This is a genomic window from Sediminimonas qiaohouensis DSM 21189, from assembly GCF_000423645.1.
Classification (GTDB): domain Bacteria; phylum Pseudomonadota; class Alphaproteobacteria; order Rhodobacterales; family Rhodobacteraceae; genus Sediminimonas; species Sediminimonas qiaohouensis.
On record NZ_AUIJ01000003.1, the window covers coordinates 1 to 24,420 of the forward strand.

The window sequence follows — 24,420 nt, forward strand, 5'->3', positions numbered from 1 at the left end:
ACAGCGTGCTGAAGTCGGGCACCTGCCAGTCCAGGTCGACCAAATGCAGCAGGCTCTCGACGAAGCCTGTGGTCTGGCGTAGCGCCATGCCGAACAACACTTTCATCGTCAAGCATGTCTGGATAGCGGTGTCGCTGTAGGTCTGCTGCCGACCGCGCTTACCGGTCGGCGCAGCCTCCCAGATCATCTCCGGGTCAAACCAGACTGTCAGCGAGCCACGGCGCTTGAGCGCTTCGTTATAGGCCGGCCAGTTCCTGGTCTTGTAGGTTGGGGGTGTGGGTCTGCTCATGTCGCCCAGCTACCACACTGGATTCGCGACATGAATCCCTCACGCGCTTTGTGCAACAGAGCCGTCGTATACTACATGCTGACGAAGCACTTCAGGCGTGAGGCAATCCTCGCCTGATCCGCGTATTCCTTCTTTGATCCAAATTTTATGGACTTATCGGTTTGCGCGGAGGACAGGAAAGGCTATCGTTCTTGCATGGCCAGGACGGCCAGGACCTAATTCCAAGAGATCACGTGTGGTGCGTAGGGAGCACGTGGGGTGACGGAGGGTTCTGGCTTGGCCGGAGCCCTCCGCTTTACATTACAGTGTAGCCGAGCCTTGCATCAGCGCGGCGCTATACCTGCCAGATCACAGACAATATTCCACTCGTCTGCGGTAACTGGCTGTACAGACAGGCGCGAGTTACGCAACAACATCATTTCGTCGAGCCGGCCGTCGGCCTTGATCTCCTCAAGTGTGACGGGCCGCACCGCGCTGCATACGGCTCGCAGGTCAACGCATTCCCAGCGTGGATCATCTGTCGTGCTGTCGGAGTGCGCTTCGGCGATGACCTCGACAACTCCGACAATCGCCTTTTCCTTTTGCGAATGGTAGAAAAACCCTTTATCTCCGACCCGCATCTCGCGCATGAAATTTCGCGCTTGGTAGTTGCGCACACCGTCCCATTCTTCGCCAGCGTCACCTTTGGCGAGTTGATCTTGCCAGCTCCATGTGGATGGCTCGGACTTGAATAACCAGTACCGCATTACCCGATTACCCTGTTCCACGGAATCAACTGTACGCTTTCGAACAGGCCGGCCTTGGCGTAGGGGTCGTTGTTTGCCCAGTCTTGCGCAGCAGCCATGTCATCCACGTTGAGAATGACCAAAGACCCGATCATCCGATCCGATTCATCAAGAAGCGGTCCGGCCTGATCAACCACCCCGGTGGCCTTGATATAGGCAAGGTGAGCGTCACGATTGGCTTTGCGGATGTCCAGGGCACCCGGCTTGTCGTGCGCGATCAAAGCGATCAGCATTCATTCCTCCTTGAGTGGGCGCGAAAGCAGCATTTCCATAACTTCGGGCAATTTCAACGCCCCGTCGAGCATTGCTACAACCGCAGCGGTGATCGGCATTTCGATCCCCAACTGTCCGGCACGCGAATGAACTGCGCGGGCGGTTGCGATACCCTCTACGGTCGCTTTTTGGTCAAACGCCTCACTTCGACCCAAAGCAAGGCCAAACCGCATGTTTCGCGACTTGTCAGAGGTGCAAGTCAGGACCAGGTCGCCAAACCCCGAAAGGCCAGCAAGGGTATCGGGGTGAGCGCCAAGTTCTATCGCCATGCGCTTCATTTCCGCATAGCCGCGCGTCATCAGGGCCGCGCGTGCGCTTTCGCCCAAGCCCGCACCCAGAACCGCGCCGGCCGCGATTGCCATGACGTTCTTCAATGCGCCCCCGAGCGCCGCGCCGGTCGTGTCGCGTGTCCCGTATATGCGCAAATTCGGCCTTGTTAGAGCCTGTTGAAGCGCCCGCCCCGCGTCCTTGTCCTCGCATGCAAGCGTGAGTGCGGTTGGAAGGCCGTTCGCAATATCTGTTGCAAAACTCGGTCCAGTCAGGATTGCCCGGGTCGATTTGGGCAGGATATCAGCCAGAACCGTTGTCGGGCTTTTGCCGGTTTCCAGCTCGATCCCCTTGCAGCAAGCAATCAACGGGTGATCATGTAAGGCGTGCTTGCTTTGGTTGACCGCGGCGCGAAGTTGTTGCGTTGGGATTGATAGCAAAACGGGGGTTTTGGCTGGAATAGTATCTAATTCGGAAGACGCAACAACGGAGTCGGGTAACCGCACATTGGGCAAGTGACGGGCGTTATTCCGCCTGATCTGCATATCCCTTGTTTGCTCTGGGTCGCGGCCCCATAGGAAAACCGGTGTTCCGTCTGCAGCTAGCGCGACTGCAAGGGCTGTTCCGAACGCGCCAGACCCCATGATTGCGATCATGCCTTGGCTCCTTTGCGACCACTGCCCAGCATGGCGGGGCTATGTCGGTCGAGCGGCCACCGCGGGCGGGCGACAAGCTCGCCTTTTCCGCGGTCGCCGTTTCTATACTGTTCGAGTGCACAATAGGCGATCATCGCCGCATTGTCAGTGCACAGCGATAGCGGCGGCGCAAGAAATGCGCAGTTGTTTTCATGCGCTGTGCGCTCCAGGCCGGCCCGAATGGATGTGTTCGCCGCGACGCCGCCCGCTACGGCAATCAGGGGCTCAGACGGCGCTTCGGTCATGTAAATCTCAATTGCGCGGCGACATTTTTCGCTCAAAACGTCGGTCACTGCAGCTTGGAAGCTGGCGCAAAGATCGGCGCGATCTTGTCGCGTCAGGCCGGATTTTTGCGCAATGATCTCGTCGCGGGCGCGGCGCAGTGCGGTTTTCAGGCCAGAGAAAGACATATCGCATCCCGGTTTGTTCAGCATCGGGCGCGGAAATGCAAAACGCGTTGGATCCCCTGCTTGTGCTTCTTGTTGCACAGCGGGGCCGCCCGGTTGTGTCAAACCCAACAGGCGCGCGGTCTTGTCGAACGCCTCGCCTGGGGCATCATCAATCGTGCCGCCCAAGCGGGTGAAGTCGCTGCTGCTATGAGCGATCAAGAACTGGCAATGCCCGCCAGATACCAGAAGCATCAGGTATGGGTAGCGCACATTGTTGGTCAGTCGCGGCGTCAAGGCATGCCCGGCAAGGTGGTTCACCCCGATCAGGGGCAGATCCGCGCCGGCGGCGATGCCGCGTGCGCACATGACCCCCGAAAGGACGCCCCCGATCAGGCCAGGACCGGCCGTTACAGCCACGGCATCCAGATCAAAGAGGGACACATTAGCCTTTATTAGAGCCTCTTTTGCGCAAACATCCAGCTTTTCCGCGTGCGCGCGCGCCGCGATTTCGGGGACCACGCCGCCGAACGTGGCGTGCAGTTTGGTCTGATCGAAAACAACCGACGAAAGGATCTGCGCCGGGCCGCCTTTGGCCTGCCGCACAACGGCGGCGGCCGTGTCGTCACAGCTGCTTTCCAAAGCCAGTATTGTGAGGTTGTCTTCCATCGCGACCTTGACCCGAGTAAGTTGCAAGTTTGCAACGCAGCAGCTACCACCAGCATTGTAGCCACACAATCCCGGTTCTGAAATGCACGCAACGATCCTTCTTACCAGGCCTATGGCGGCGGCGGGGCGGTTGGTTGGGTATTGGGAGAAAAGGGGGGTTCGGGTTTGTATCTCGCCCTTGATCGAGCCGGAGTTCGAGCTGCGCGCGCCGGACGTTTCGGGGATCAAGGGTTTGATCTTTACCTCCGCGACGGCGGTGCAAGCGTTCGTTAACCTTTGTCCCCATGTCCAGCTGCCCGCCTATGCCGTCGGAGATGCCACTGCGGAGGCGGCGCGCGAGGCGGGGTTGGATGCGGTTTCGGCCGGTGGCGATGCGGAGGCGTTGATCCGGCGAATTCTGGCCGATGCGCCGGAAGGGCCCCTGTTGCACGTGCGCGGTCGGCACGCGCGCGGCGCCGTGGCGGAGCGGCTGTCGGACGCCGGATACCCCACGCGCGAAGCGGTGCTCTATACCCAGGCCGAACAGCCGCTCACGCCCCAGGCCGCGACCCTCTTGAATGGCCAAGCACCTGTTATCGTGCCATTATTTTCGCCCCGCACCGCCGAGATCTTTTCATCGCAGCATCAAGGATCGGCGCCGGTCCTCGTGGCGGCGATGAGTGCGCAGGTTGCCGAAGCGGTGACGATAGAGGCGGCCAAGCTGAGTGTGGCAAAGCAGCCAACGATGGAATCCATGCTGGAGGCGATCGATGGACTGTTGGCCGCAGCGGATGATCTTGAGGGTCATTGAGCCGCACAGTAAGGTCGGGAAAAACGTATTGAATGACTTGGGATTCGAAAGGGTGGCCGCCGGTGACAAAAAAGGAACCGACCTCGGGAAAGAAGGACTCGGAATTTCAGGATGCCACCGACCCGACAGAGCGGGATCAGGATGTAAACGAGACATCGGAAGAAGATAAAAACGTTCAAGAACAAGATGGTACACATGCCGCCGCCGAGGAGGGCGATGTCAGCGAGTCCGCAGACGAGGCCCCGCAAGACGCGGTCGAGCGGGCCGGCGAGACGGCGAATCACGACAAAGTTGAGGATGCCCCGGATGCGACTGATGACAGCGCCCCGGAGGAGCCCGCGCAGGTAACGACATCGCAAGAGGACAGCGCAAATACCGGGCGCAGCGTGGTGTTGGCGATGATTCTGGGCGGTGTCGTGGCCGCGGCCGCAGGATTCGGTGCAGGGCGCTATTTGATCCCCGATCCGCGCCTTGACGACATCCGCAGCACGCTCATTGAGCAGCAAAAAACCATTTCAAATCTGCAAGATAGGGTTTCAGCGGCACAAGGCTCCGCCGATCAGGTCGCGCAGGCTGCGGCGGCCGCACAGGAAAACGCCGACCGGATCGACAACATTTCGCAAACGGTGAGCGCGCTTGAGACTCAAGCGTCCGAAACGTCCACTCGACTCGATGAGCTGTACGCTAGGCCCGCCGAGGGGGAAGGGGCGACGCAACCGGACCCCGCCCTAAAGCAAGAGTTGAGCGCGCTGCGCGAGGCGTTGGCCGAACAGCGTGCCGAGATCGAAAACCTCGCCTCAACCGCGCAGGAGCAACGAGCCGAGGCAGAGATGTCAGCGCAGGAGGCGATGACCCGCGCCGCGCTGAGCCGGATTGGGGCGGCACTGGACTCCGGCGCGGGGTTCGCGGCGGCGGTGGCCGATTTGCGCGATGCCGGTGTGGAGGTGCCCGGCGATCTGAAAGCGGTGGCCGCGGATGGCGTCGAGCCATTGGCGAGCCTGCAAGAGCGGTTCCCCGAATTGGCACGCGAGGCATTGGCCAAGGCCCGGCAGGCCTCGGGTGAGGCGACAGGCGATGTGATGGGGTTCCTGCGGGCGCAATTGGGCCTGCGATCGCTGGAGCCGCGCGAGGGGAGCGACCCCGACGCCGTCCTGTCGCGGGCCGAGGCCGCGCTGCGCGATGGCCGCCTGACCGATACGCTGGCCGAGGTCGAGCAATTGCCCGAAGAGGCACGCGCAGTCTTGTCTGGCTGGATCGGTGATGCGACCACCCGGCGCAACGCCACCGCCGCAGCCGAAGCGTTGGCGCAAACGCTGAACTCGAACTGAGGATTGCCGGAATGCTTTGGTCGCTAATCAAGATTGTTGTTTTCGTCATCCTCGTGGCCGCAGCCGCGACCGGGGCGACGTATCTGCTGGATCTCGAAGGGGGCGTGCGCGTCGCCTTTGCCGGGATCGAGGTGAACCTGACGCCTCTGAATTCGGTGATTGCGCTGGTGCTGCTGGTGCTGGCGGTTTGGCTGTTCCTGCGGCTGGCTGCGCTTGTCGTGGCGGTTTTGCGGTTCATCAACGGCGATGAAACCGCGATTTCGCGGTACTTTGACCGCAACCGCGAGCGGAAGGGATTTCAGGCGCTATCAGAGGGGTTGCTGGCGCTGGCATCCGGTGAGGGGCGGCTGGCGATGGCCAAGGCCGCCAAGGCCGAAAAGTTCCTGCACAAGCCCGAGCTGACCAACCTGTTGACGGCGCAGGCCGCCGAAATGTCGGGCGATCACAAGAAGGCCGAACAGGTTTACAAGCGACTGCTGGCCGATGATGCCACGCGGTTTGTCGGGGTGCGCGGCATCATGAAGCAAAAGCTGTCGGTGGGGGATACCGATACCGCGCTGAAGCTGGCGCAAAAGGCGTTCGCCATCAAGCCGCGCCATGGCGAGACGCAGGACATTCTGCTCAAGCTGCAAGCGGAAAAGCACGATTGGAAAGGCGCGCGCGAGACGTTGAGCGCCAAGCTCAAGAGCGGGGCCTTGCCGCGCGATGTGCACAAGCGGCGCGATGCGGTTCTGGCCCTGTCCGAGGCGCGCGATGTGATGGACGAGGGCAAGTCGATAGAGGCGCGCGAGGCGGCGATCGAGGCAAACCGCCTGTCGCCGGACCTGGTGCCGGCGGCGTGCCTGGCGGCGCGGAGCCATATCGAGAAGGGTAAGGCGCGCCTAGCCGCGCGCGTGTTGAAAAAGGCATGGGCGGTGCGCCCGCATCCCGACCTGGCCGCCGCATTCGCCGAGATCGCGCCGGACGAGACGCCCGAGGTGCGGTTGAAACGGTTTGCGCAGTTGATCAAGGCCAACCCTGATCACCGCGAAAGCAAGTTGTTGCAGGCGGAGCTGTATATCGCAGCCGAGGATTTCCCGGCCGCGCGCCGCGCGTTGGGCGATTTGGCCGAAACGGCCCCGGATGCACGAGTTCTGACTATCATGGCGGCGGTCGAGCGCGGCGAGGGGGCCAGCGATGCGGTGGTGGAGGGATGGCTGACGCGCGCCCTTGCTGCGCCGCGGGGGCCGCAATGGGTATGTGACAAGTGCCACAATATCCATCGCGAATGGGTGCCCGTTTGTGAAAACTGCCACAGCTTCGACACGCTAAGCTGGACCACGCCGCCAGCGCCGGATGTGGTGGCACCCACGGGGACCGAGATGCTGCCGCTGATCGTGGGACCGCGCCGCGATGAAACGCCGGACGAGGATAGCACCGCCGCCGATGTATCAGAGGCCGAAATCGTGACGCCAGAGGCGGACGAGGCGGATACGGACGCGCGCGAAAAATAGGGCTTTCCCATTCCGGGACCGGGTGCTATAGCCCCGCCCCACGGGCCGGTGTAGCTCAGCTGGTAGAGCACGTCATTCGTAATGATGGGGTCGTAGGTTCGAGTCCTATCACCGGCACCACCTTCTTTTTGCAAACGGATATGTTCAGCCTGCCGAACGGCAGAGCGGGCGCAATTTCGTGTTGTGTCATTTCGTACTGGAAATGGCGCATATGGGGGGTAAACTGGTCAAACGAACACTTTTAGATGACACTGTGCATTGTTTCCGTTAATCCATTGAACAATTATCTTTCTAAGAGGCCTAGATATGAAATTCGACCAGTTGCTTGACGTCGACCGCGCGGAACTTGGAACAAAGAAAAATCAGGCAGAGCGCAGGGCGTTCATACGTGATTGGATCGATCGAAATCAGAAAAGGCTGGCGGCGACACTCGGGTTGGGTGCGCTGGCGCTTCCGGCCCTGGCGCAGGCCCAGGCGGCTGGGGGTCTGGTCAGCCTTTCGGATATCCAGGGTGTCGCGTCGGTGCAGCAGCAAGTTGGTGGCGCGCTGAACCTCACGTTGACCAATGGCCAAGTCGTTCAGGTTGCGGCGGTGGATGTCGGTGTGACTGCCAACGGGGCGCTGGCCATCAGCCAGGCGGCGGCGGATTTCGTAATTGAACTGGCCGCGGCACAGGCAGGTCTGGCTGGCGGCGGGATCGCCGCGGGTGCCGCGGGGGCGGGTGCCGCGGGCCTGGGCCTCGCTGGGGTGGCCTTGGGTGCCGGTGGCGGCGGCGGTGATGGCGATGTTGGTCCCACCTACTATAACTTGACGGACACCACGGTTTCGCCGCCCTCGGTACAGGACCTGGTCGGAACGGCGCCGGCGGGCGACGCGGAAGATGTCAAGGTTACCATCGGCGAGGGCCCCGATGCCGTGACGCTGATCGCGTATCAGGACGGGGCGGGCGAGTGGCAATTGCCCGTGTTGAGCCCGGCCCTGCAGCAATCGGTGCAGAACAATTTGCAGGGAGAACAGCAGGCATCCTTTACCGCGACCAAAGCCGGTGTGGATGACCAGAACAACCCCATCGAAGAAGAGGTCAACGCCGGCTCGGCGACCATCGTCGTTGACACAATCCCGCCAGTTGTCGCGATCACGACGCCGATCGCGGTTGATGGCGTGATCAACGCGGCAGAGCAGGGTAATCCGCTGACCGTTTCGGGGACGAGCGACGCCGAGGACGGGCAGGTCGTGACCGTTGGGTTCAACGGTGCGCAATACACCGCGACGGTGGCGTCGGGTGCATGGAGCGCGGACATCCCGGCGGCGGACCTGAGCGGGCTGAGCAGCGGCGACACGCTGGCGCTGACCGCCGACGTGAGCGACGCGGCGGGCAACCCGGCGGTGCAGGCCACAACGAGTATCGACACGGATTTCGTGGCGACGGTTTCCATCGACGCGATCGGTGGCGTTGATGGGCTGGCGACAGTTGACCAGTTCTTTGACCTGACGGTGACCGGCACGAGCGGTGGCGTCGAGGACAACCAAATGCTGACGCTGACGTTTGGCGGTACGGATTACGGCCCCGTGGCCGTGACGGGCGGCACCTGGAGCGTGACGATCCCGCAAGCGGACATGGAGGCGTTCGGCACCAACGTGACGTCGATCGGGGCCAGCGTGACGGTCACGGACGTGGCGGGCAACGTCGCGACCGACAGCGCGACCGTGCCGGCCGATTTCACAGCGCCGCCGTTCCAGATCGACGCGCCGGCGGATGGCTTGGTCCTGAACGCGGCGACGGCTGCGGTGGATCTGGACGTGACGGGCGCGACGCTGGCGAATGCCGATGTGACGGTGACGATCGACGGGGTTCAGAAGACCACGACAGCGGATGCCAACGGCGATTGGAGCGTGACTTTTGCGGCGGCGACCGACTTGCCCGCCACCGACGGCGCTTACCAGATTGCCGCAAGCGGCACCCTGAACGGCAACCCGATTGCGAGTGTGAACAGCGCCTTGGGCATCGACACGGTCGCGCCTACGCTTGCGATCACCACGCCGATCGCGGTTGATGACGTGATCAACGCGGCGGAGCAGGGCAATCCGCTGACCGTTTCGGGGACCACCGATGCCGAGGACGGGCAGGAGGTGACCGTTGGCTTCAACGGTGCGCAATACACCGCGACGGTGGCGTCGGGTGCCTGGAGCGCGGACATCCCGGCGGCGGACCTGAGCGGGCTAAGCAGTGGCGACACGCTGGCGCTGACCGCCGACGTGAGCGACGCGGCGGGCAACCCGGCGGTGCAGGCCACAACGAGTATCGACACGGATTTCGTGGCGCCGACCCTAGCCATCAGCGACCTTGGCGGTATCAGCGAAGGTGGAACGATGCTTGTCGCCGACCTTCTTGATGGGGGTGGTGCGGATCTGGGCACCGTGACCCTGAGCGGGACCTCGGATGAGAATGGCCGCGATGTCACGGTGACAATTGGCAATGCCACGCCTTTGACCGCGACCGTTGTGGGCGGGTTGTGGAGCGTGGAGGTTGCCACCTCGACCATCCTGGCCGAGTTGGGCGGGTCGGCCACGGCGACTATCGGTGCCAGCATCTCGGACGCGGCGGGCAACCCGACCACGGCCAACCTGGGCTTTGGCGTGGATCTGTCGCCCAGCATCGACATCACGACCCCGGCCCCGGCAATCGTGCTGGGCCTGGATCAGTACGAGGGGGGCTTGACCGTCGATGGCGACACCGTTTTCGCGCCTGAAACGAATACCGTGACCGTCGAGATCGTTGATGGCGGCAATGTCGTGCAAGCAACGGCAACCGGCACGGTCGGGGCAGATGGCACATGGACGGCGACATTCTCGGCCGGCGATATCGCGGGGTTGCCGGACCTGGCATCCCTGAGCGTGAAGGCCAGCGTCTCGAACGGGTACTATCCGATGGTTCCGGCGACCGACAGCCAAGCCGTCACGACGGATTTCGAGCCGGTCATCGTGTTGAACCAGGTCGGTGATGACGGCGCGTTGATTCTCGCGGATCTGGATCCAAACGCAACGACCCTTGATGGGACGACCCGGGGCGTTGAAGATGGACAATTGGTGACCGTGATCGTGCAAGACAGCGGCGGCACAACCTTGATCAACGATACGACAACAGTCAGTGGCGGGCAGTGGTCTTATGCGGTGCCGTCCGCGGCTATTGATTCCCTGATCGTCGGGGAAACATACAGCTTTACCGCCGATGTCAGCAACGCGGCGGCGCGTGCCGCGGCCACGGCCAGCCAGGATGCCGTCGGCTACGAGGAAGCGGCGTCATACCTCTATGCCAGCGCAGAAGCTGGCGGGGAACTGACCCTTGATATCATGGCCGACCCACGGTTCGAATTGCCGGCGGACAGGGGTGTGGCCCTGGGCGAGGGAGTCAGCTTTGATACGGGCGTGGTAAGCTATCTGTCCACGCCTGCGCCGACTTACGCAACTGGCTTGGCCGCGCTCACGAATGACACTAACGCGGCGACCGGTGAGGTGATTTTCGGCGCTACTGGTTTTCTGGATGCATCGATCGATCTGGCAACCGATCCGCTGGTGCAATTCGCCATGAATGTCGAGAACAGCAGCAGCATTATAGAGCTGGACATCAACAACAGCGACACTGGCAACTATACAAGCATGATAGGTACCGCCAACGCGGACACCCTGACCGCAAAGGCGAATGATACGGTTTTGCAAGGGCGTGGGGGTGATGACTCCATCGATTCCACCGCACCTGGCGCAGACATCGTTCTGTTCGAGGCTGCAATTGCCGACAATGGCACCGACGCGGTTACCGGGTTCGACGTGTCCGGCCCGCTGGCGGATCGGATCGGGTTTGTCGGACTGGACCACGCGGCCCTGCGCGGCACCGGCAGCGAATTCCAGATGGTTGCGGGCGGCGACACCGTTGGTGCGGATGTCGGGCTTTTGGTGTTTTCCACGGCGCTGGGCGATGCGGCGGTGGCCACGGTAGAGACGGCTGTCGAGGGGTTAGTTGGATTGCAGGATAATGACAGGCTGTTTGTTTTGGCCGGGGACGACACCGATGCGAGCCTGATCAGTGTCGATATCGGGGCTGGCGGGGCGGTGACCGGAACGTCGGTTTATGCGGATTTCGACGGCATTGGCGCGCTGTCCGACGCAACGACGCAGAACATCATCGGCTTCGACGCCTACGTTCCGTAACCCGGGGTGTGCCCGCAGCAGGTGAAATCCGGGACCGCATGGCCATGACCGAGACAGCGATGCCCAGCCAGTTCGTCCCGGTCAGCCAATCGCGGCACGGTGGCAGGTATTGGCGGCGGTTCACGTCCTACGACTTTGCGCGCGGGTTGCGGCAGGTTCCGATCGTATCGGGCGAGCACGAACAGATAGCGGCCAATTTTCCCATCCTGTTCCGCCCCTCCGGCCCGAAGGGCGCACAGTGGTGCGCGCCTATGGCCCTGTTGCGGTCGGCGCCGGTAGGGAACAGTGCCTTCGTCGCCGCGAACGGAAGCTGGCGGGCACATTATGTGCCGTCGATCCTTCGGGTGCACCCGTTTGGCGCGCGGCCAGGGCGCCAACCCGAGGGCGGACCTGGCGAAGAAATACAGATGGCCCTGCTGGTGGATGAGGCAAGTGGCCTGATCTCGGACAATCCGGATGACGAGCCCTTTTTCGAAGCCGATGGCGAGATGGGCAAAGGGCTGGCGGAGGTTGTCGAGTTTTTCCGCCAGCGCACCATCGCTGCGCGCAAGACGCAGCTTGCCTCTGTCGCGTTGGCGCGGGCGGGGGTCATGAAACAGGTCGATCCGGATCAGCCCGGCATGGCGGATCTTGCGGAGTTCCAGGTAATCGATCGGGCGCGTTTTCAGGCACTGAGCGACACGGTAATTTCGCAGCTATTTCGCTCTGGTGCGCTGGCGCTGGCGTTTGCGCATTTCGTGTCGCTTTCGCATGTCGCTTTTTTGCACAATGTTGAAAAACACGTTGAAAATTTGCCGCCCGAGGGTACAAGTGCAGGGGTATTTAAAGACGAGCGGTCCGAGCGACTTAGCGATTTTCTAGACGCGCTGGCAGAGGCGCAGGATTTTGATCAAAGTGAGCATTAAGCAAGGTGAGCGTTAAGACAGTGTTCATTTTTTCATGTGAGTAAATGATTGTCCGCTGTTTCGGCCTGAAAAGATAGAACCTGAGGGGTCTCATGGTACCAGAACCAGCGCGCCGCCCGTGTCAGCGGGTTGGTTTCGCGTTAGCTGTGGTTGCTCTGTTCGCAGGATGCACCGAACAAGCGCGCGACACCGAAGTGGTCGCGCCAATGAGCGCGACCGAGGGTTCGGCATCGGCGAGTGCGGTTTCAACGCTGCGGTCGGCGCGGGTTTCCACTCGTTTGGCTGATACCGAATTTGGCCGGCGCATCGCGGTCGCGGTGCGTAGTAGCCCGGCCTTGCTTTTGGCCAGCGCCGCCATGCGCGAGGCGGAGGCGGGCGTGCAGGCGGAATCGGGCGCTTTCCTGCCCGAGGTGTCACTGGGTGCCGAGGCAACCAGCGCCCTGAACGGGCCTTCGCGCACAACGCCCTTGGTCGAGGTGACGCAACTGATTTATGACGGCGGTGCGAGCCGTAGTCGCTCCGCGGCCGCGCAAGCCAGGGTTGTGCAAAGTCGCAGCGACCGTATCTCAGAGTTGTCCACCGCGGCCTATGAGGCGGTGCGCGCGCATCAGGACCTGCACTCGGCGCGGCAACGCCTGCGGCTGGCCGAGCGCAACCGCGGCGCACATGCGCGCATCCTGTCGCAGATCGAAGAGCGGGTAACAGCCGGCGCCGGGGCCGGTGCGGACCTGGAAACCGCGCGGTCGCGCCTTGCCAGTGCGCGCAGCCGCGAGGTTGAGGCGCGCGTGCAGCGCGACCGCGCCATTTCCGCCTACAGCCAGGTGTTCGACACGATGCCGCCTGCCACGATTTCGGACACACCAAAAGCGCCGCCGCTGCCAGGGGGCGGCGATGTGCAGATCACGCATGACAGCCCTCGGTTGCGCAGTTTGAGTGCCAGCCTGAAGGCGGCGGAGGGCGATCTGGCGGCGGCGCGCGCCGCGCGCAGGCCGATGGTGTCCTTCGGGGTGACCGGTCAGCGCGACCTGAAGAAGTCCGGCGTTGATGTCGGTGTCAACCTTGGCCTTGACTATGATCTGGGCCTTCAGGGCCGGCAAAAGGCCGCGATCCGCCGCGCCGAGGCCCGTATGCAGCAGCTAGAAGCAGAGCGCGAGGCGCTGAGGCGGGACATCGTGCGTTCGCTTGCGGATGTGCGCGCCGATCAACGTGCGGGCAGCGCGCGTATCGCCGCTGCGCGCGATGCGGTTAACGCCAATGAGGCCGCAGTTGCGGCGGCGCTGGACCGGTTTTCGATCGGGCGGCAGAACCTGTTGGGGCTGCTGGATGCGCAGCGCGATCTGTATAACGCGGGCGAGGCCCTGATCACGGCAGAGCGGGAACTGGCACTGACGGGCTATGCCGCGCTGAGCCTGACGGGCGACATATTGGATGCGTTCGATATCGTGGCTGATCTGGATCGTGGCATATGATGGATGCGTCCGTGAACGTGCAGAACGATGGCACCGCAGCCGATCTGCGCATCGCGCGGCCGACCCCTGCCCCCGAAGATCACGGGCCGGGTATTGGGCCGAACCAGACGACGGCGCTTGAGAAATGCCTGCTTCATGTGGCGGCATCGCTGGATCGGCCCACGACCTTGGCCAGCCTGCATGCGGCTCATTCAGGGGGCGATGGTGGGCTGGATATTCGCGCGGCGATCACCGCGGCGGAACGGGCGGGCATCCAGGCGGGGTTCGGCAAGCGCAAGCTCGCGGATTTCGACGGCACGCTATCCCCTGCCATCCTGTTGCTGGACCGAGGCAGGGCGGTTGTCCTGCACGACGTGCGCCCCGACGGCGCGCTGGTGATTTATGACCCCGACCTGGGCGATGCCCTGGGGCAGATCACGCGCGACAAGCTGGCGCAAACCTATACGGGCTATGCCCTGTTGATGCGGGCATTGCACCGTGACGACATCACGGCGCAGCGGATCGGGCGCAGCGGGCATTGGTTCTGGTCCACGCTGGCGCAGAACAGGTGGGCATATGCCCAGGTTATCCTTGCGGCGATGCTGGCAAATTTCCTGAGCCTGTCCACGTCATTGTTCATCATGGTGGTCTATGACCGCGTGTTGCCGAACGAGGCGATTGAATCCCTGATCGCGCTGACCGTGGGGGTTGGTATCGCGCTGTTTTTCGACTTTTTGATCAAATCGTTGCGCGCGGGGTTCATCGATCGCGCCGGGCAGCGCGCCGATATGGCGATGGGGCGGCGTATCTTCGATCAGTTGCTGGACATGCAGATGGGCGCGCGCAAGGGATCGACCGGCGCAATGGCCAGTACCCTCCGCGAGTTCGAGACGCTGCGCGAGTTCTTCACCTCGGCGACGCTGGTGGCGGTTGTCGATCTTCCGTTCATCGTGCTGTTCATCGGGGTGGTTTACCTGATCGGCGGGCCGCTGGCGCTGGTGCCGGCGATAGCGGTGCCTGTGGTCTTGATCGTGGGGATCGCGGTGCAGCCGGTCCTGGCGCGGCTCGCCGAGCAGAGCTTTGCCGATGGGCAATCGAAACAGAGCGTCCTGGTGGAAACGGTTGTCGGGCTTGAAACGATCAAGTCGGTCGGCGCGTCGCGTCGGATGCGCGCGCGGTGGGAAGACGCGATTTCCCGGCAATCCGATCATGGCATGAAAAGCCGCGCGGTGACGCAATTCGCGATCAACGCCACCGCCTTTACGCAGCAGGCCGCGCAGGTGATGATCGTGTTCTACGGCGTGTTCCTGATCACCTCGGGCGAGGCGAGCATGGGCGCGCTGATCGCCAGTGTCATCCTGACGGGGCGGACGCTGGCGCCATTGGCGCAACTGGCGCAGACGTTGACGCGGCTGAACCAGGCGCGCAGTTCGTACCGGAGCCTGAATGCCCTGATGCAGGCCGATAGCGAACGGCCCGAGGGGCAAAGCTGGATCTCGCGACCGGTGCTGGAGGGCGAGATCACGTTCCAAGACGTGCATTTTGCCTATCCCGATCAGGCGGTAGATGCCCTGCGGGGGGTGTCATTCACCATCAAGCCGGGCGAGAAGGTGGCGATCCTTGGCCGGATCGGATCGGGCAAAAGCACCATCGCGCGCCTGATGCTGGGGCTGTATCAGCCCAAGCAGGGCGCCGTTTTGGTGGATGGGATCGACATTCGCCAGATCGACCCGGGCGATTTGCGCCGCAACGTTGGCTCGGTCCTGCAGGATGTGTGGCTATTTAGCGGGACGGTGCGCGAAAACATCTCGATCGGGGCGATACGGCCCAATGATACCGATATCCTCAAGGCGGCGCGCCTGTCCGGGGTGGAGGATTTCATTTCCAAGCACCCGTCCGGTTATGATCTGGTTCTGGCCGAGCGGGGCGAGGGGTTGTCGGGCGGCCAGCGGCAGGCAATCAGCCTTGCCCGCGCGTTGGTGGGGCACCCGCCGATCGTGCTGATGGACGAGCCGACATCGTCGATGGACGTGCAGAACGAAGCGGCGGTGATCAAGAACCTCAAGCAGGAGCTGAGCGACCGCACGATGGTGGTCGTCACGCACCGCACCAGCCTGCTGGAGCTGGTGGATCGCATCATCGTCATCGACAACGGCAAGGTCAGCATGGATGGTCCCAAATCCATGCTGAACCGGGCGACCGTGCGGCCCAGGGCGGCTGCGGGCGCCGACGCCGAGCTACGGGTGTAAGCGCATGGCGGTGGCGCGAAACCTTGAGGTGCTGGCACGCGAAATGCGGGGAACCTCGCCGTTTCGGGGATCCTTGTTGCTGGCGGCGATCCTGGTGTTTCTTGCCATTTCGGTTGTTTGGGCCGCCAAGACCGAGATCAACGATGTCACCCGCGCCGAGGGGCGCATCGTGCCATCGCGCGATATACAGGTGATCCAGGCAACAGAGCCGGGCGTGTTGCAGGCGTTGTTCGTTAATGAGGGTGAGATTGTCGCGGAAAATCAGGTTCTTATGGAGCTGGATGGCACGCAGCTTGATAGCCAGCTTGATCAGGAACAGCAGCGCGCCTACGGGTTGATGGCCCGCATCGATCGGCTGGGCGCCCAGATAGAGGATCGGGATCTGCATTTTGCGCCCGAACTGGTGGCGCGGGCGCCCGAGGTGGTTCGCTCGGAGACGTCGCTTTATCACGGGCGGTTGTCGGAGTTGCGTGCGGAGATCGGCATTCTTGAGCGGCAGCGCGTGCAACGGCGGCAACAATTGCAGGAGGGCCGCGTGGAGTTGAATACCACGCAGGCAACCCTGTCGCTGCTGGCCGAAGAGCGTGCTATCATTCAGCCATTGGTAGAACACGGGGTGGAGCCGGAAACGACCTTGCTGGAGCTTCGCCGCAAGGAATTCGAAATGCAGGGCCGCAGCGCGCGCGCGCAGGCGGCGATTTCGCGGCTTGAGGCCGCGTTGAACGAGATCGAGGACAAGATCGGCGCACAGCGCTCGCGCTACCAGTCGGCGGCGCTATCGGATTTCGCCGTTGCGACGGCCGAACTGGCGGTATTGAAACCATCGTTGCCGGCCCTGCGGGACAGGGCCAAGCGCGCGAAAATCCGTGCGCCGGTGCGCGGTATCGTGAACCGGATTCACCGCTCGACCTTGGGCGGGCTTGCGCGTCCGGGCGAAGACCTGATCGAGATCGTGCCGCTTGATGATACCCTGTTGGTCGAGGCGTATGTGCGGCCCGCAGATATCGCGTTTGTCTATCCGGGGCAGCCGGTCAAGGTAAAGATCACCGCCTATGACTTTTCGCGCTATGGTAGCCTTGATGGCGAGATCACACGCATCGGCGCCGACGCGGTAAAGCGGTCCGAGCGCGATGCAGAAGAGCATTTCGTGGTCCAGGTGCGCACCGATGACAGGTTTCTTGATGCCGATGGTGTCGAGGTCGAAATTATCCCCGGCATGATCACCGAGGTTGATATTCTGGCTGGCCGCAAGACGGTGCTGGAATACCTGACGCGGCCCGTGGTGCGGGTAAAGGAACGTGCACTGCGCGAGTGACCGAGCCGACGCGGGTAAGGATTTCAGACCCGCCGATGATATTGACTTCTGTTCGGAGTAAAGCGATCTTCGAAACAATTTCTTAATTTCAGTGAAGATTTTTACAGAAGTTTATTGAAAAGCGTATATTTTTGAAAGGGTTGTCATGAGCACGTTTAGTGTTACGGGCTTTGCTGTCGAACGTGGATATGATCCAGAGACAGAAACGGAAGTCGTTCAGAATGTATCGGCTGTCACATTGCGTGTTTCGTTTCCAGACGGTCAGGGATTCATAAACTACTCGGTTTTGAATGCCACTCCATACCCTGGTGAGCAAAGCACGCCGGTGGTTGACATAGGCGGCGGCGAAGCGTTTGGGGTTCTGGTATACGGCCCCGATGTGCCCGGAGGTGCTGCGGGGCTGCCTGAAAACGCGGTCGATTCGATTGGTTATATCGATACCCCGGATGGGCGCCATGTCATCATGGTCTTCGAGGTTCCAAGTGACCAAGGCCAAGGCGCCGTCGACCTGATCTTCCCAATTGGGGGAGACGCATTGAGCATACCGACCACGGTTGCCCAGTTTAATGTGCTGGACGCAAGCATTACCGGCGCGGGCGTGGTTCCGAGCGGCACCTTTATCCCAGACATCGATATTCAGTTGTCCGACTTCACCGGCGTGGTCATTGAGAACAACAACCAGGTTCTCGGAACTGTCGGCGACGACACGCTGACGGGCACGGCGGGCGACGACATTATCGCGGGGTTTGAGGGTGACGACGCCCTGATCGGCAATGGCGGCAACGACACTGTTGATGGCGGCGCCGGGACGGATAGTGTCTATTTCGACGTGAATGAGGCGCAGGCGGTCGTCAACTCGGACGGTCTGGGCGACCATACCGTGACGATCGGCACGGATACGATCACTCTTATCTCGATCGAGAAATTACTGTTTGCCGATAGTGGTACATCACCGCCGCCGCCGCCCACGGGCCCTTCGGCCTGGACTATTGGCGATCCGCATCTGCTGACGCTGGATGGGCTTGGGTATGATTTCCACGCGGTTGGCGAGTATGTTCTGCTGCGCGGTCAGGCCGGGCAGGACGTGAACGGATTCGAGATCCAGTCGCGGATGACCGAAGCGACCGACGATCTGGGAAACCCGGTGCCCAACGTTTCGGTCAACGCCGCTATCGCGATGCGCGCGGCCAATGGCAGCGAGGTGATGATCGACAGCACAGATGCCTCGCCCCTGTCGGTGGATGGCGTGGCGCAGGCGCTGGCGGATGGTGAGTTTCTAGAGGTGGGCGCGGATCGCATCTACCGCGTCGGCGACACCTATACCACGGTGTTCGCGGGCGGCGATGGCACGCTCAACGCAGGTGATACGCAAGTCAGCGTCGTCGTGCATAGCGGCCGCGTTGACCTGAGCGTGCGGGTCAGTAGCGAGGTGGCCGGCAAGCTGGAGGGTCTGCTGGGCGACGGCGATGGCGACATGACCAACGATGTCGCCCGCGCCGATGGCACGGTGTTGCTGCGGCCGCTGGCGTTCGATGACCTCTATGGCGGGTATCGTGACGATTGGCGCGTCGATAGCGAGGGTCAGAGCCTGTTCACCTACGACACGGGTGAGACGCTCGCGGGGTTCTTTGACCCAGGCAAACCGGGATCGGTCATGACGGTGGACGATTTCGCCGCCCAGGATCAGCAAGTCGCGCATCAGGCGGCGGAGGGCGCGGGGTTGCAGCCGGGGACCGTGAATTATGACAACGCCGTACTGGATTTCCTGCTGACCGGCGATCAAGGCTTTGTCGACAGTGCCGCGAACGAAGAGGTTGCCGCGCCCGAAACCGCAACGGTTGCCGGAACGCTCGATCAGGGGCAAACCCGGGCGGCGTTGGATATATCGGTAACGGATCGCTTGGGGGATACCGTCGAAGGGGCGCAGATCGGGTTTTCCACCGGCAGCTCAACCGCAAGGATCCTGGCCGACGACCTGACGGGCGGCGATTACCAGGTGCAAGTCGGCGACGGCGCAAGTGGACGCGCGGGCGGCACGATGGAATTCACCAATGCGGGGAACATGATAACGGTCAACGATGCATTGGAGGTGCTTCGCTTGGCGGTTGGTTTCACCCCAAGCTGGGGCACGGCGGACGGCATGGACTTCGTCGCCGCCGATGTCACGCGCGATGGTCAGGTGTCGGTATCCGACGCATTGGAGGTGCTGCGCGCCGCCGTGGGTCTGGACAGTCCGGGGGGCACGGCACCGAAATGGGTGTTCCTTGATCCGGACCTGGATGTATCCGGCGCTGACAGGACATCTGTACCCGTTGAAGAGGGCGTTGATATCGCGGCAATCGGGGCCTCCGGCGCGTTTGCATCGCTGGATGCGGTCCTGTTGGGTGATATGGCTGATTTCAACGCTCAACTGCCAATCTAGTTTGAGGTGATCCGCCCCGACATGGCCGAGAGGTTAGTCGGGGCGATCCGAGCGGCAGCGGTTCGCAAAGTATTTCATTGTGTTTCACTGTAAGGATGATTTCGCCGCGCTGACTGTCTTATAACTATCTGAGAATGCGACACTATAGGCAGAACTCCGCCCTTGCGCCGCGATCTGGCGACGGTTGATGCCGCTTTCCCTTGGATGCGCGCTCTGCGTGCTTTAACACGTGGTCAAATTCGCCCCTTGCGGCGCTTATTTCAGTTTTGGAGGCTTGCATGGCCCGACGAGTATTTGGCACGGATGGCGTGCGCGGCGAAGCCAACAGCTATCCCATGACTGCTGACATGGCGCTACGGCTGGGTGCCGCGGCGGGGCGGTTCTTTCGCCGCGATGGCCTGAATGGGCATCGCGTGGTCATCGGCAAGGACACACGCCTGTCGGGTTACATGATCGAAAACGCGCTGACTGCGGGGCTTACTTCGACGGGGATGAACGTGCTGTTGCTGGGTCCGGTGCCGACGCCGGCGGTCGGGTTCCTGACCCGGTCCATGCGCGCCGACCTGGGCGTTATGATTTCGGCCAGCCACAATGCGCACCAGGACAACGGGATCAAGTTTTTCGGCCCTGACGGCTATAAGCTGCGCGATGCGGCGGAGGCCGAGATCGAAGAGATCCTTGATGGTGACATCAGGCCCGCGTCGCCGTCGAATATCGGGCGGGCGCGGCGCATCGAAGATGCCGGGGGCCGCTACGTGGAATATGCCAAGACGACGTTCCCGCGCAACAAGCGGCTGTCGGGCCTGAAGGTGGTGATCGATTGCGCGCACGGCGCGGCCTACAAGGTGGCGCCCGAGGTGCTGTGGGAATTGGGGGCCGAGGTCGTCACGCTGGGCGTTTCGCCCGATGGCACCAACATCAACCACGAGTGCGGATCGACCCGGCCCGAGGCCGCCGCGCGCCTGGTGCGCGAGACGGGCGCCGATCTGGGTTTGTGCCTGGACGGGGATGCCGACCGCCTGATCGTGCTGGATGAAAACGGGCGCGTGGCCGACGGTGATCAGCTTATGGCGCTGTTTGCCGGCGAATGGGCCGAGGCGGGGTGCCTGGCACACGGCACGCTGGTTACGACGGTGATGTCCAACCTGGGGCTTGAGCGTTTCATGACCGAGCGGGGCCTGACGTTGGAGCGCACCAAGGTCGGCGACCGCTACGTGGTGGAACGGATGCGCGCGGGCGGCTTCAACCTTGGTGGAGAGCAGTCCGGCCATATCGTGATGACCGATTACACCACCACCGGCGACGGCCTGATTGCCGGGCTGCAATTCCTGGCGGCGATGGTGGAGACGGGCAAACCCGCCAGCGCGCTGTTGAACAATTTCACGCCTGTACCGCAGCACCTGGAAAACCTTGCGATTACGCCGGGGGGTGATCCGCTGGCATCGGACATGGTGCGCGCGGCGATTGCCGAACAGGAAACGCGGCTGGGCGGCACCGGGCGTCTCGTGATCCGCCCTTCGGGGACCGAGCCGTTGATCCGGGTGATGGTGGAATGCGAGGACGAGGCATTGATGCAGGATGTGGTCGACAACATCGCAGGTGCGATAACCGACGCAGCCCCAAAGACGCGGACCGCCTAGGCGCCCTGCAACTCCGAAAAAAGACCGCATTGGATGAAAGGTGAAACCCCCGCGATGCCACTGTCATTGATCATTCTTGCCGCCGGGCGTGGCACGCGCATGGCATCGAACTTGCCGAAGGTTCTGTACGAGGTCGCGGGTGCGCCGCTGATCGGGCACGCGATGATGGCGGGCGGGGCGTTGTCGCCGGATCGCTGTGTCGTGGTGACGGGCCATGGCGGCGACCAAGTGGCGCGGCGGGTTCACGAGCAGACCCCCGAGGCGCGCATCGCGCAGCAGCAAGAGCAACTCGGCACCGCCCACGCGGTGGCACAGGCCGGCGATGCCCTGACCGGGTTTTCCGGGGATGCGATCGTGCTTTATGGTGATACGCCCTTCATCCGTCCCGAAACCCTGCACCGGATGCGGGAGCGGCGCAGCGCCGGTGCGGATATCGTCGTGCTGGGTTTTGACGCGGCGGATCCGGGGCGCTACGGGCGTTTGATCGTCGAGGATGAGCGCTTGGTTCGGATCGTCGAGGCGAAGGATGCGACGCCCGATGAGCTGCGGATCACGCTGTGCAATTCGGGCGTCGTATGTGCCGATTGGCAGCTGCTTGAGGCGTTGATCGCGCGCGTCGGGAACGACAATGCCAACGGCGAATACTACCTGACCGATATCGTGGGCCTGGCCGAGGGTGATGGCCTGCGCTGCGCGGTCGAGGTCTGCGCCGAAGAAGAGACGATGGGCATCAACTCCCGCGCGGAACTGGCCCGGGCCGAGGCCGCCTACCAGGCGGGCGCACGGGCGCGGGCGATGGCGGATGGCGCGACGCTGACCGCGCCCGAAACGGTGTTCTTTGCGCATGACACGCGCCTTGGCCGCGATGTGACGGTTGAGCCGCACGTGGTATTCGGCCCCGGTGTCACGGTATCCGATGACGCGCGCGTGCGTGCCTTTAGCCATCTTGAGGGCTGCCATGTTGGTACGGGCGCGGTTGTCGGGCCCTATGCCCGCTTGCGTCCGGGCACCCGGATCGGCGCGCAGGCGCGGGTCGGCAACTTCGTGGAAACCAAGAACACCGAGCTGGGCGCCGGCGCCAAGATCAACCATTTGTCCTATGTCGGCGATGCCCGGATCGGCGATGACGCGAATATCGGCGCAGGCACGATCACCTGCAACTATGACGGGGTTTTCAAGCACCGTACCGAGGTGGGCGCAGGCGCGTTCATCGGCACCAACACGGCGCTGGTCGCGCCGGTGGACGTGGGCGCGGGCGCGATGACGGCAGCGGGGTCGGTCATTACCGGCGATGTGCCCGACGGGGCGTTGGGCATTGCGCGGGCACCGCAGGTGAACAAGCCCGGACTGGCGCGGCGGATGCGCGACAAGCTGCTCGCCCTCAAGGCGAAGCGGGCAAAGTAGAACAGGCAAGAAACGGATGGATAGGCTATGTGCGGGATTGTAGGCGTATTGGGCAAGCATCAGGCCGCGCCGATACTGGTCGAGGGGCTGAAGCTGCTGGAATACCGCGGCTATGACAGTGCGGGCATTGCCACCATCAGCGATGGCCGCCTGGAACGCCGCCGCGCGCTGGGCAAGTTGGTGAACCTGTCGGATATCCTGGTGCATGAGCCACTGCGCGGCACGGCGGGCATCGGGCACACGCGATGGGCCACGCACGGGGCGGCGAACGAATCCAATGCCCATCCGCACGCGCGCGGCCGGGTTGCCGTCGTGCATAACGGCATCATCGAGAATTTCCGCGACTTGCGCGCCTTTCTGTCGGAACACCAGGTGGTCCCGGAAACCGATACCGACACTGAAACCGTTGCGATGCTGTGCAACTGGTACATGGAGCAGGGCAGCACCCCGGTCGAGGCGGCCAAGCTGACGGTGGCGCGGCTGGAAGGGGCCTATGCCCTGTGTTTCTTGTTCGATGGCGAAGAAGACCTGATCATCGCCGCCCGCAAGGGTAGCCCCCTTGCCGTGGGCTGGGGCGAGCAGGAGATGTATGTCGGCTCGGACGCGCTGGCGCTGGCGCCGATGACCGACGAGATCACCTATCTGGAAGAGGGCGACATCGCGGTCATCACCCGGGCCGGCGCGGATTTTCTTGATGCTGGGTTTCACCCCGTCAGCCGCCCGCGCAAGCGGGTGCGCGTGAATGCCAATGCCGCCGACAAGGGCGGGTACAAGCATTTCATGGCCAAGGAAATAGCCGAGCAGCCTTCGGTTCTGGGCGAGGCGACCGAGTATTACCTGCGCGATCAAACCGGCCGTCAATTGCTACGCGAGGGGGTGGATTTCGCCGATATAGATCGCGTCGTGATGGTGGCGTGCGGCACTGCGGCGCTGGCGTGTTCGGTGGCGAAATACTGGTTCGAACAATTGGCGGGCCTGCCGGTCGAGGTCGATATCGCGTCCGAGTTCCGCTATCGCGAGCCGCCCCTGTCAAAGGGAACGCTGGCCATTTTCGTCAGCCAATCGGGGGAAACCGCCGATACGCTTGCGGCGATGCGCTATTGCGCGGGCAAGGTGGCGCGCAGCGTGGCGATCGTGAACGTGGCCGAAAGTTCGATCGCGCGGGAAAGCGATATTGCGCTGCCCATCCTTGCCGGGCCGGAAATCGGGGTCGCATCGACCAAGGCGTTCACCTGTCAACTTGTCGTTCTGGCGGTGCTGGCCCTGCGCGCGTCTGAGCAGCGCGACACGCAGGACACCACCCGGATCGAGGCGCTGGAGGCGCAGCTTCGGCACGTGCCGGGCATGGTGAGCGAGGCGATGCGCTGCGAGGATCGGATTCAGGCGGTCAGCAGCCAGTTGGCGCGCCGCCGTCATGCCCTGTTCCTGGGGCGCGGCGTGATGTTTCCGCTGGCGCTTGAGGGGGCGCTCAAGCTCAAGGAAATCAGCTATATTCACGCCGAGGGCTATGCCAGCGGCGAGTTGAAGCACGGCCCCATTGCCCTCATTGACGAAGAGATGCCGGTGATCGTGCTGGCCCCGCATGATGCCGTGTTCGACAAGACGGTGTCGAACATGCAAGAGGTCATGGCCCGCGGCGGGCAGATCGCGATGATCAGCGACGCGCAAGGCCTGGAGTTGGCCAGCGAGGGGCTTTGGAACGGGATAGAAATGCCCACGTTCGACAGCATTTTCGCGCCCATCGTTTATGCTGTGCCGGTGCAGTTGCTGGCCTATTTCACGGCGGTGGAAAAGGGCACGGATGTGGATCAGCCGCGCAACCTGGCCAAATCGGTCACGGTGGAATAGCCGGGAGG

The 24,420-nt window shown here is 62.8% G+C and carries 17 protein-coding genes and 1 tRNA gene; 13 read left to right on the top strand and 5 right to left on the bottom strand.

Annotated elements, in window-relative coordinates:
• The 5 genes from G568_RS0104165 to tsaD all read right to left on the bottom strand — a co-directional run.
• Positions 1–289 (bottom strand): IS5/IS1182 family transposase (locus G568_RS0104165; protein ID WP_026756848.1); only part of this gene is annotated, 289 nt, incomplete at its 3' end.
• Between the two features lie 323 nt (positions 290–612).
• On the bottom strand, positions 613–1,035 hold the full coding sequence (locus G568_RS0104170) for an EVE domain-containing protein (RefSeq protein WP_026756849.1): 423 nt from the start codon (positions 1,033–1,035) through the stop codon (positions 613–615).
• Complete coding sequence (locus G568_RS0104175; protein ID WP_026756850.1) at positions 1,035–1,307, bottom strand: YciI family protein; 273 nt, start codon at positions 1,305–1,307, stop codon at positions 1,035–1,037. Before G568_RS0104175 ends, G568_RS0104170 begins: the two co-directional genes overlap by 1 nt.
• Complete coding sequence (locus G568_RS0104180; RefSeq protein ID WP_026756851.1) at positions 1,308–2,270, bottom strand: NAD(P)H-dependent glycerol-3-phosphate dehydrogenase; 963 nt, start codon at positions 2,268–2,270, stop codon at positions 1,308–1,310.
• Positions 2,267–3,364, bottom strand: coding sequence for a tRNA (adenosine(37)-N6)-threonylcarbamoyltransferase complex transferase subunit TsaD (gene tsaD / locus G568_RS0104185; RefSeq protein WP_026756852.1), 1,098 nt, complete (start codon positions 3,362–3,364; stop codon positions 2,267–2,269). The genes G568_RS0104180 and tsaD overlap by 4 nt, the downstream gene beginning before the upstream one ends.
• Before the next feature lie 112 nt (positions 3,365–3,476).
• Here tsaD and G568_RS0104190 point away from each other — a divergent pair, with 112 nt between their 5' ends.
• The 13 genes from G568_RS0104190 to glmS all read left to right on the top strand — a co-directional run bounded on the left by G568_RS0104190 (position 3,477) and on the right by glmS (position 24,412).
• Positions 3,477–4,154, top strand: a complete 678-nt coding sequence (locus G568_RS0104190; RefSeq protein ID WP_281168977.1) for a uroporphyrinogen-III synthase — start codon at positions 3,477–3,479, stop codon at positions 4,152–4,154.
• 62 nt (positions 4,155–4,216) lie between these two features.
• Positions 4,217–5,482 (top strand): COG4223 family protein, encoded by a 1,266-nt coding sequence (locus G568_RS0104195; RefSeq protein ID WP_157084274.1) that lies wholly within the window; start codon positions 4,217–4,219, stop codon positions 5,480–5,482.
• Positions 5,483–5,493: 11 nt separating this feature from the next.
• A complete protein-coding gene (locus tag G568_RS0104200; RefSeq protein WP_026756855.1) occupies positions 5,494–6,975 on the top strand; it encodes a heme biosynthesis protein HemY in 1,482 nt (493 codons plus the stop codon).
• Between the two features lie 44 nt (positions 6,976–7,019).
• Positions 7,020–7,095: transfer RNA gene (locus G568_RS0104205), tRNA-Thr, on the top strand.
• Positions 7,096–7,281: 186 nt separating this feature from the next.
• Positions 7,282–11,181 (top strand): hypothetical protein, encoded by a 3,900-nt coding sequence (locus G568_RS0104210; protein WP_026756856.1) that lies wholly within the window; start codon positions 7,282–7,284, stop codon positions 11,179–11,181.
• A 59-nt stretch (positions 11,182–11,240) separates the two neighbouring features.
• Entirely contained in the window at positions 11,241–12,086 is an 846-nt protein-coding gene (locus G568_RS19655) for a SapC family protein (RefSeq protein WP_245582882.1), read from the top strand.
• A 278-nt stretch (positions 12,087–12,364) separates the two neighbouring features.
• Positions 12,365–13,555, top strand: coding sequence for a TolC family protein (locus tag G568_RS0104220; RefSeq protein WP_026756858.1), 1,191 nt, complete (start codon positions 12,365–12,367; stop codon positions 13,553–13,555).
• Positions 13,552–15,783 carry a type I secretion system permease/ATPase gene (locus tag G568_RS18235; RefSeq protein ID WP_245582878.1) on the top strand — a complete coding sequence of 744 codons (2,232 nt, stop codon included), beginning with the start codon at positions 13,552–13,554 and terminating at the stop codon, positions 15,781–15,783. The genes G568_RS0104220 and G568_RS18235 overlap by 4 nt, the downstream gene beginning before the upstream one ends.
• Before the next feature lie 4 nt (positions 15,784–15,787).
• Positions 15,788–17,098 (top strand): HlyD family type I secretion periplasmic adaptor subunit, encoded by a 1,311-nt coding sequence (locus G568_RS0104230; protein WP_026756859.1) that lies wholly within the window; start codon positions 15,788–15,790, stop codon positions 17,096–17,098.
• Positions 17,099–17,423: 325 nt separating this feature from the next.
• Positions 17,424–19,520 (top strand): VWD domain-containing protein, encoded by a 2,097-nt coding sequence (locus tag G568_RS0104235; protein WP_026756860.1) that lies wholly within the window; start codon positions 17,424–17,426, stop codon positions 19,518–19,520.
• A 278-nt stretch (positions 19,521–19,798) separates the two neighbouring features.
• Positions 19,799–21,160: a phosphoglucosamine mutase gene (gene glmM / locus G568_RS0104240; RefSeq protein WP_026756861.1), complete on the top strand. Its 1,362-nt coding sequence runs from the start codon at positions 19,799–19,801 to the stop codon at positions 21,158–21,160.
• 54 nt (positions 21,161–21,214) lie between these two features.
• Positions 21,215–22,564, top strand: a complete 1,350-nt coding sequence (gene glmU / locus G568_RS0104245; RefSeq protein WP_026756862.1) for a bifunctional UDP-N-acetylglucosamine diphosphorylase/glucosamine-1-phosphate N-acetyltransferase GlmU — start codon at positions 21,215–21,217, stop codon at positions 22,562–22,564.
• Positions 22,565–22,591: 27 nt separating this feature from the next.
• Positions 22,592–24,412: a glutamine--fructose-6-phosphate transaminase (isomerizing) gene (gene glmS / locus G568_RS0104250; RefSeq protein ID WP_026756863.1), complete on the top strand. Its 1,821-nt coding sequence runs from the start codon at positions 22,592–22,594 to the stop codon at positions 24,410–24,412.
• Positions 24,413–24,420: the final 8 nt, after the last annotated feature.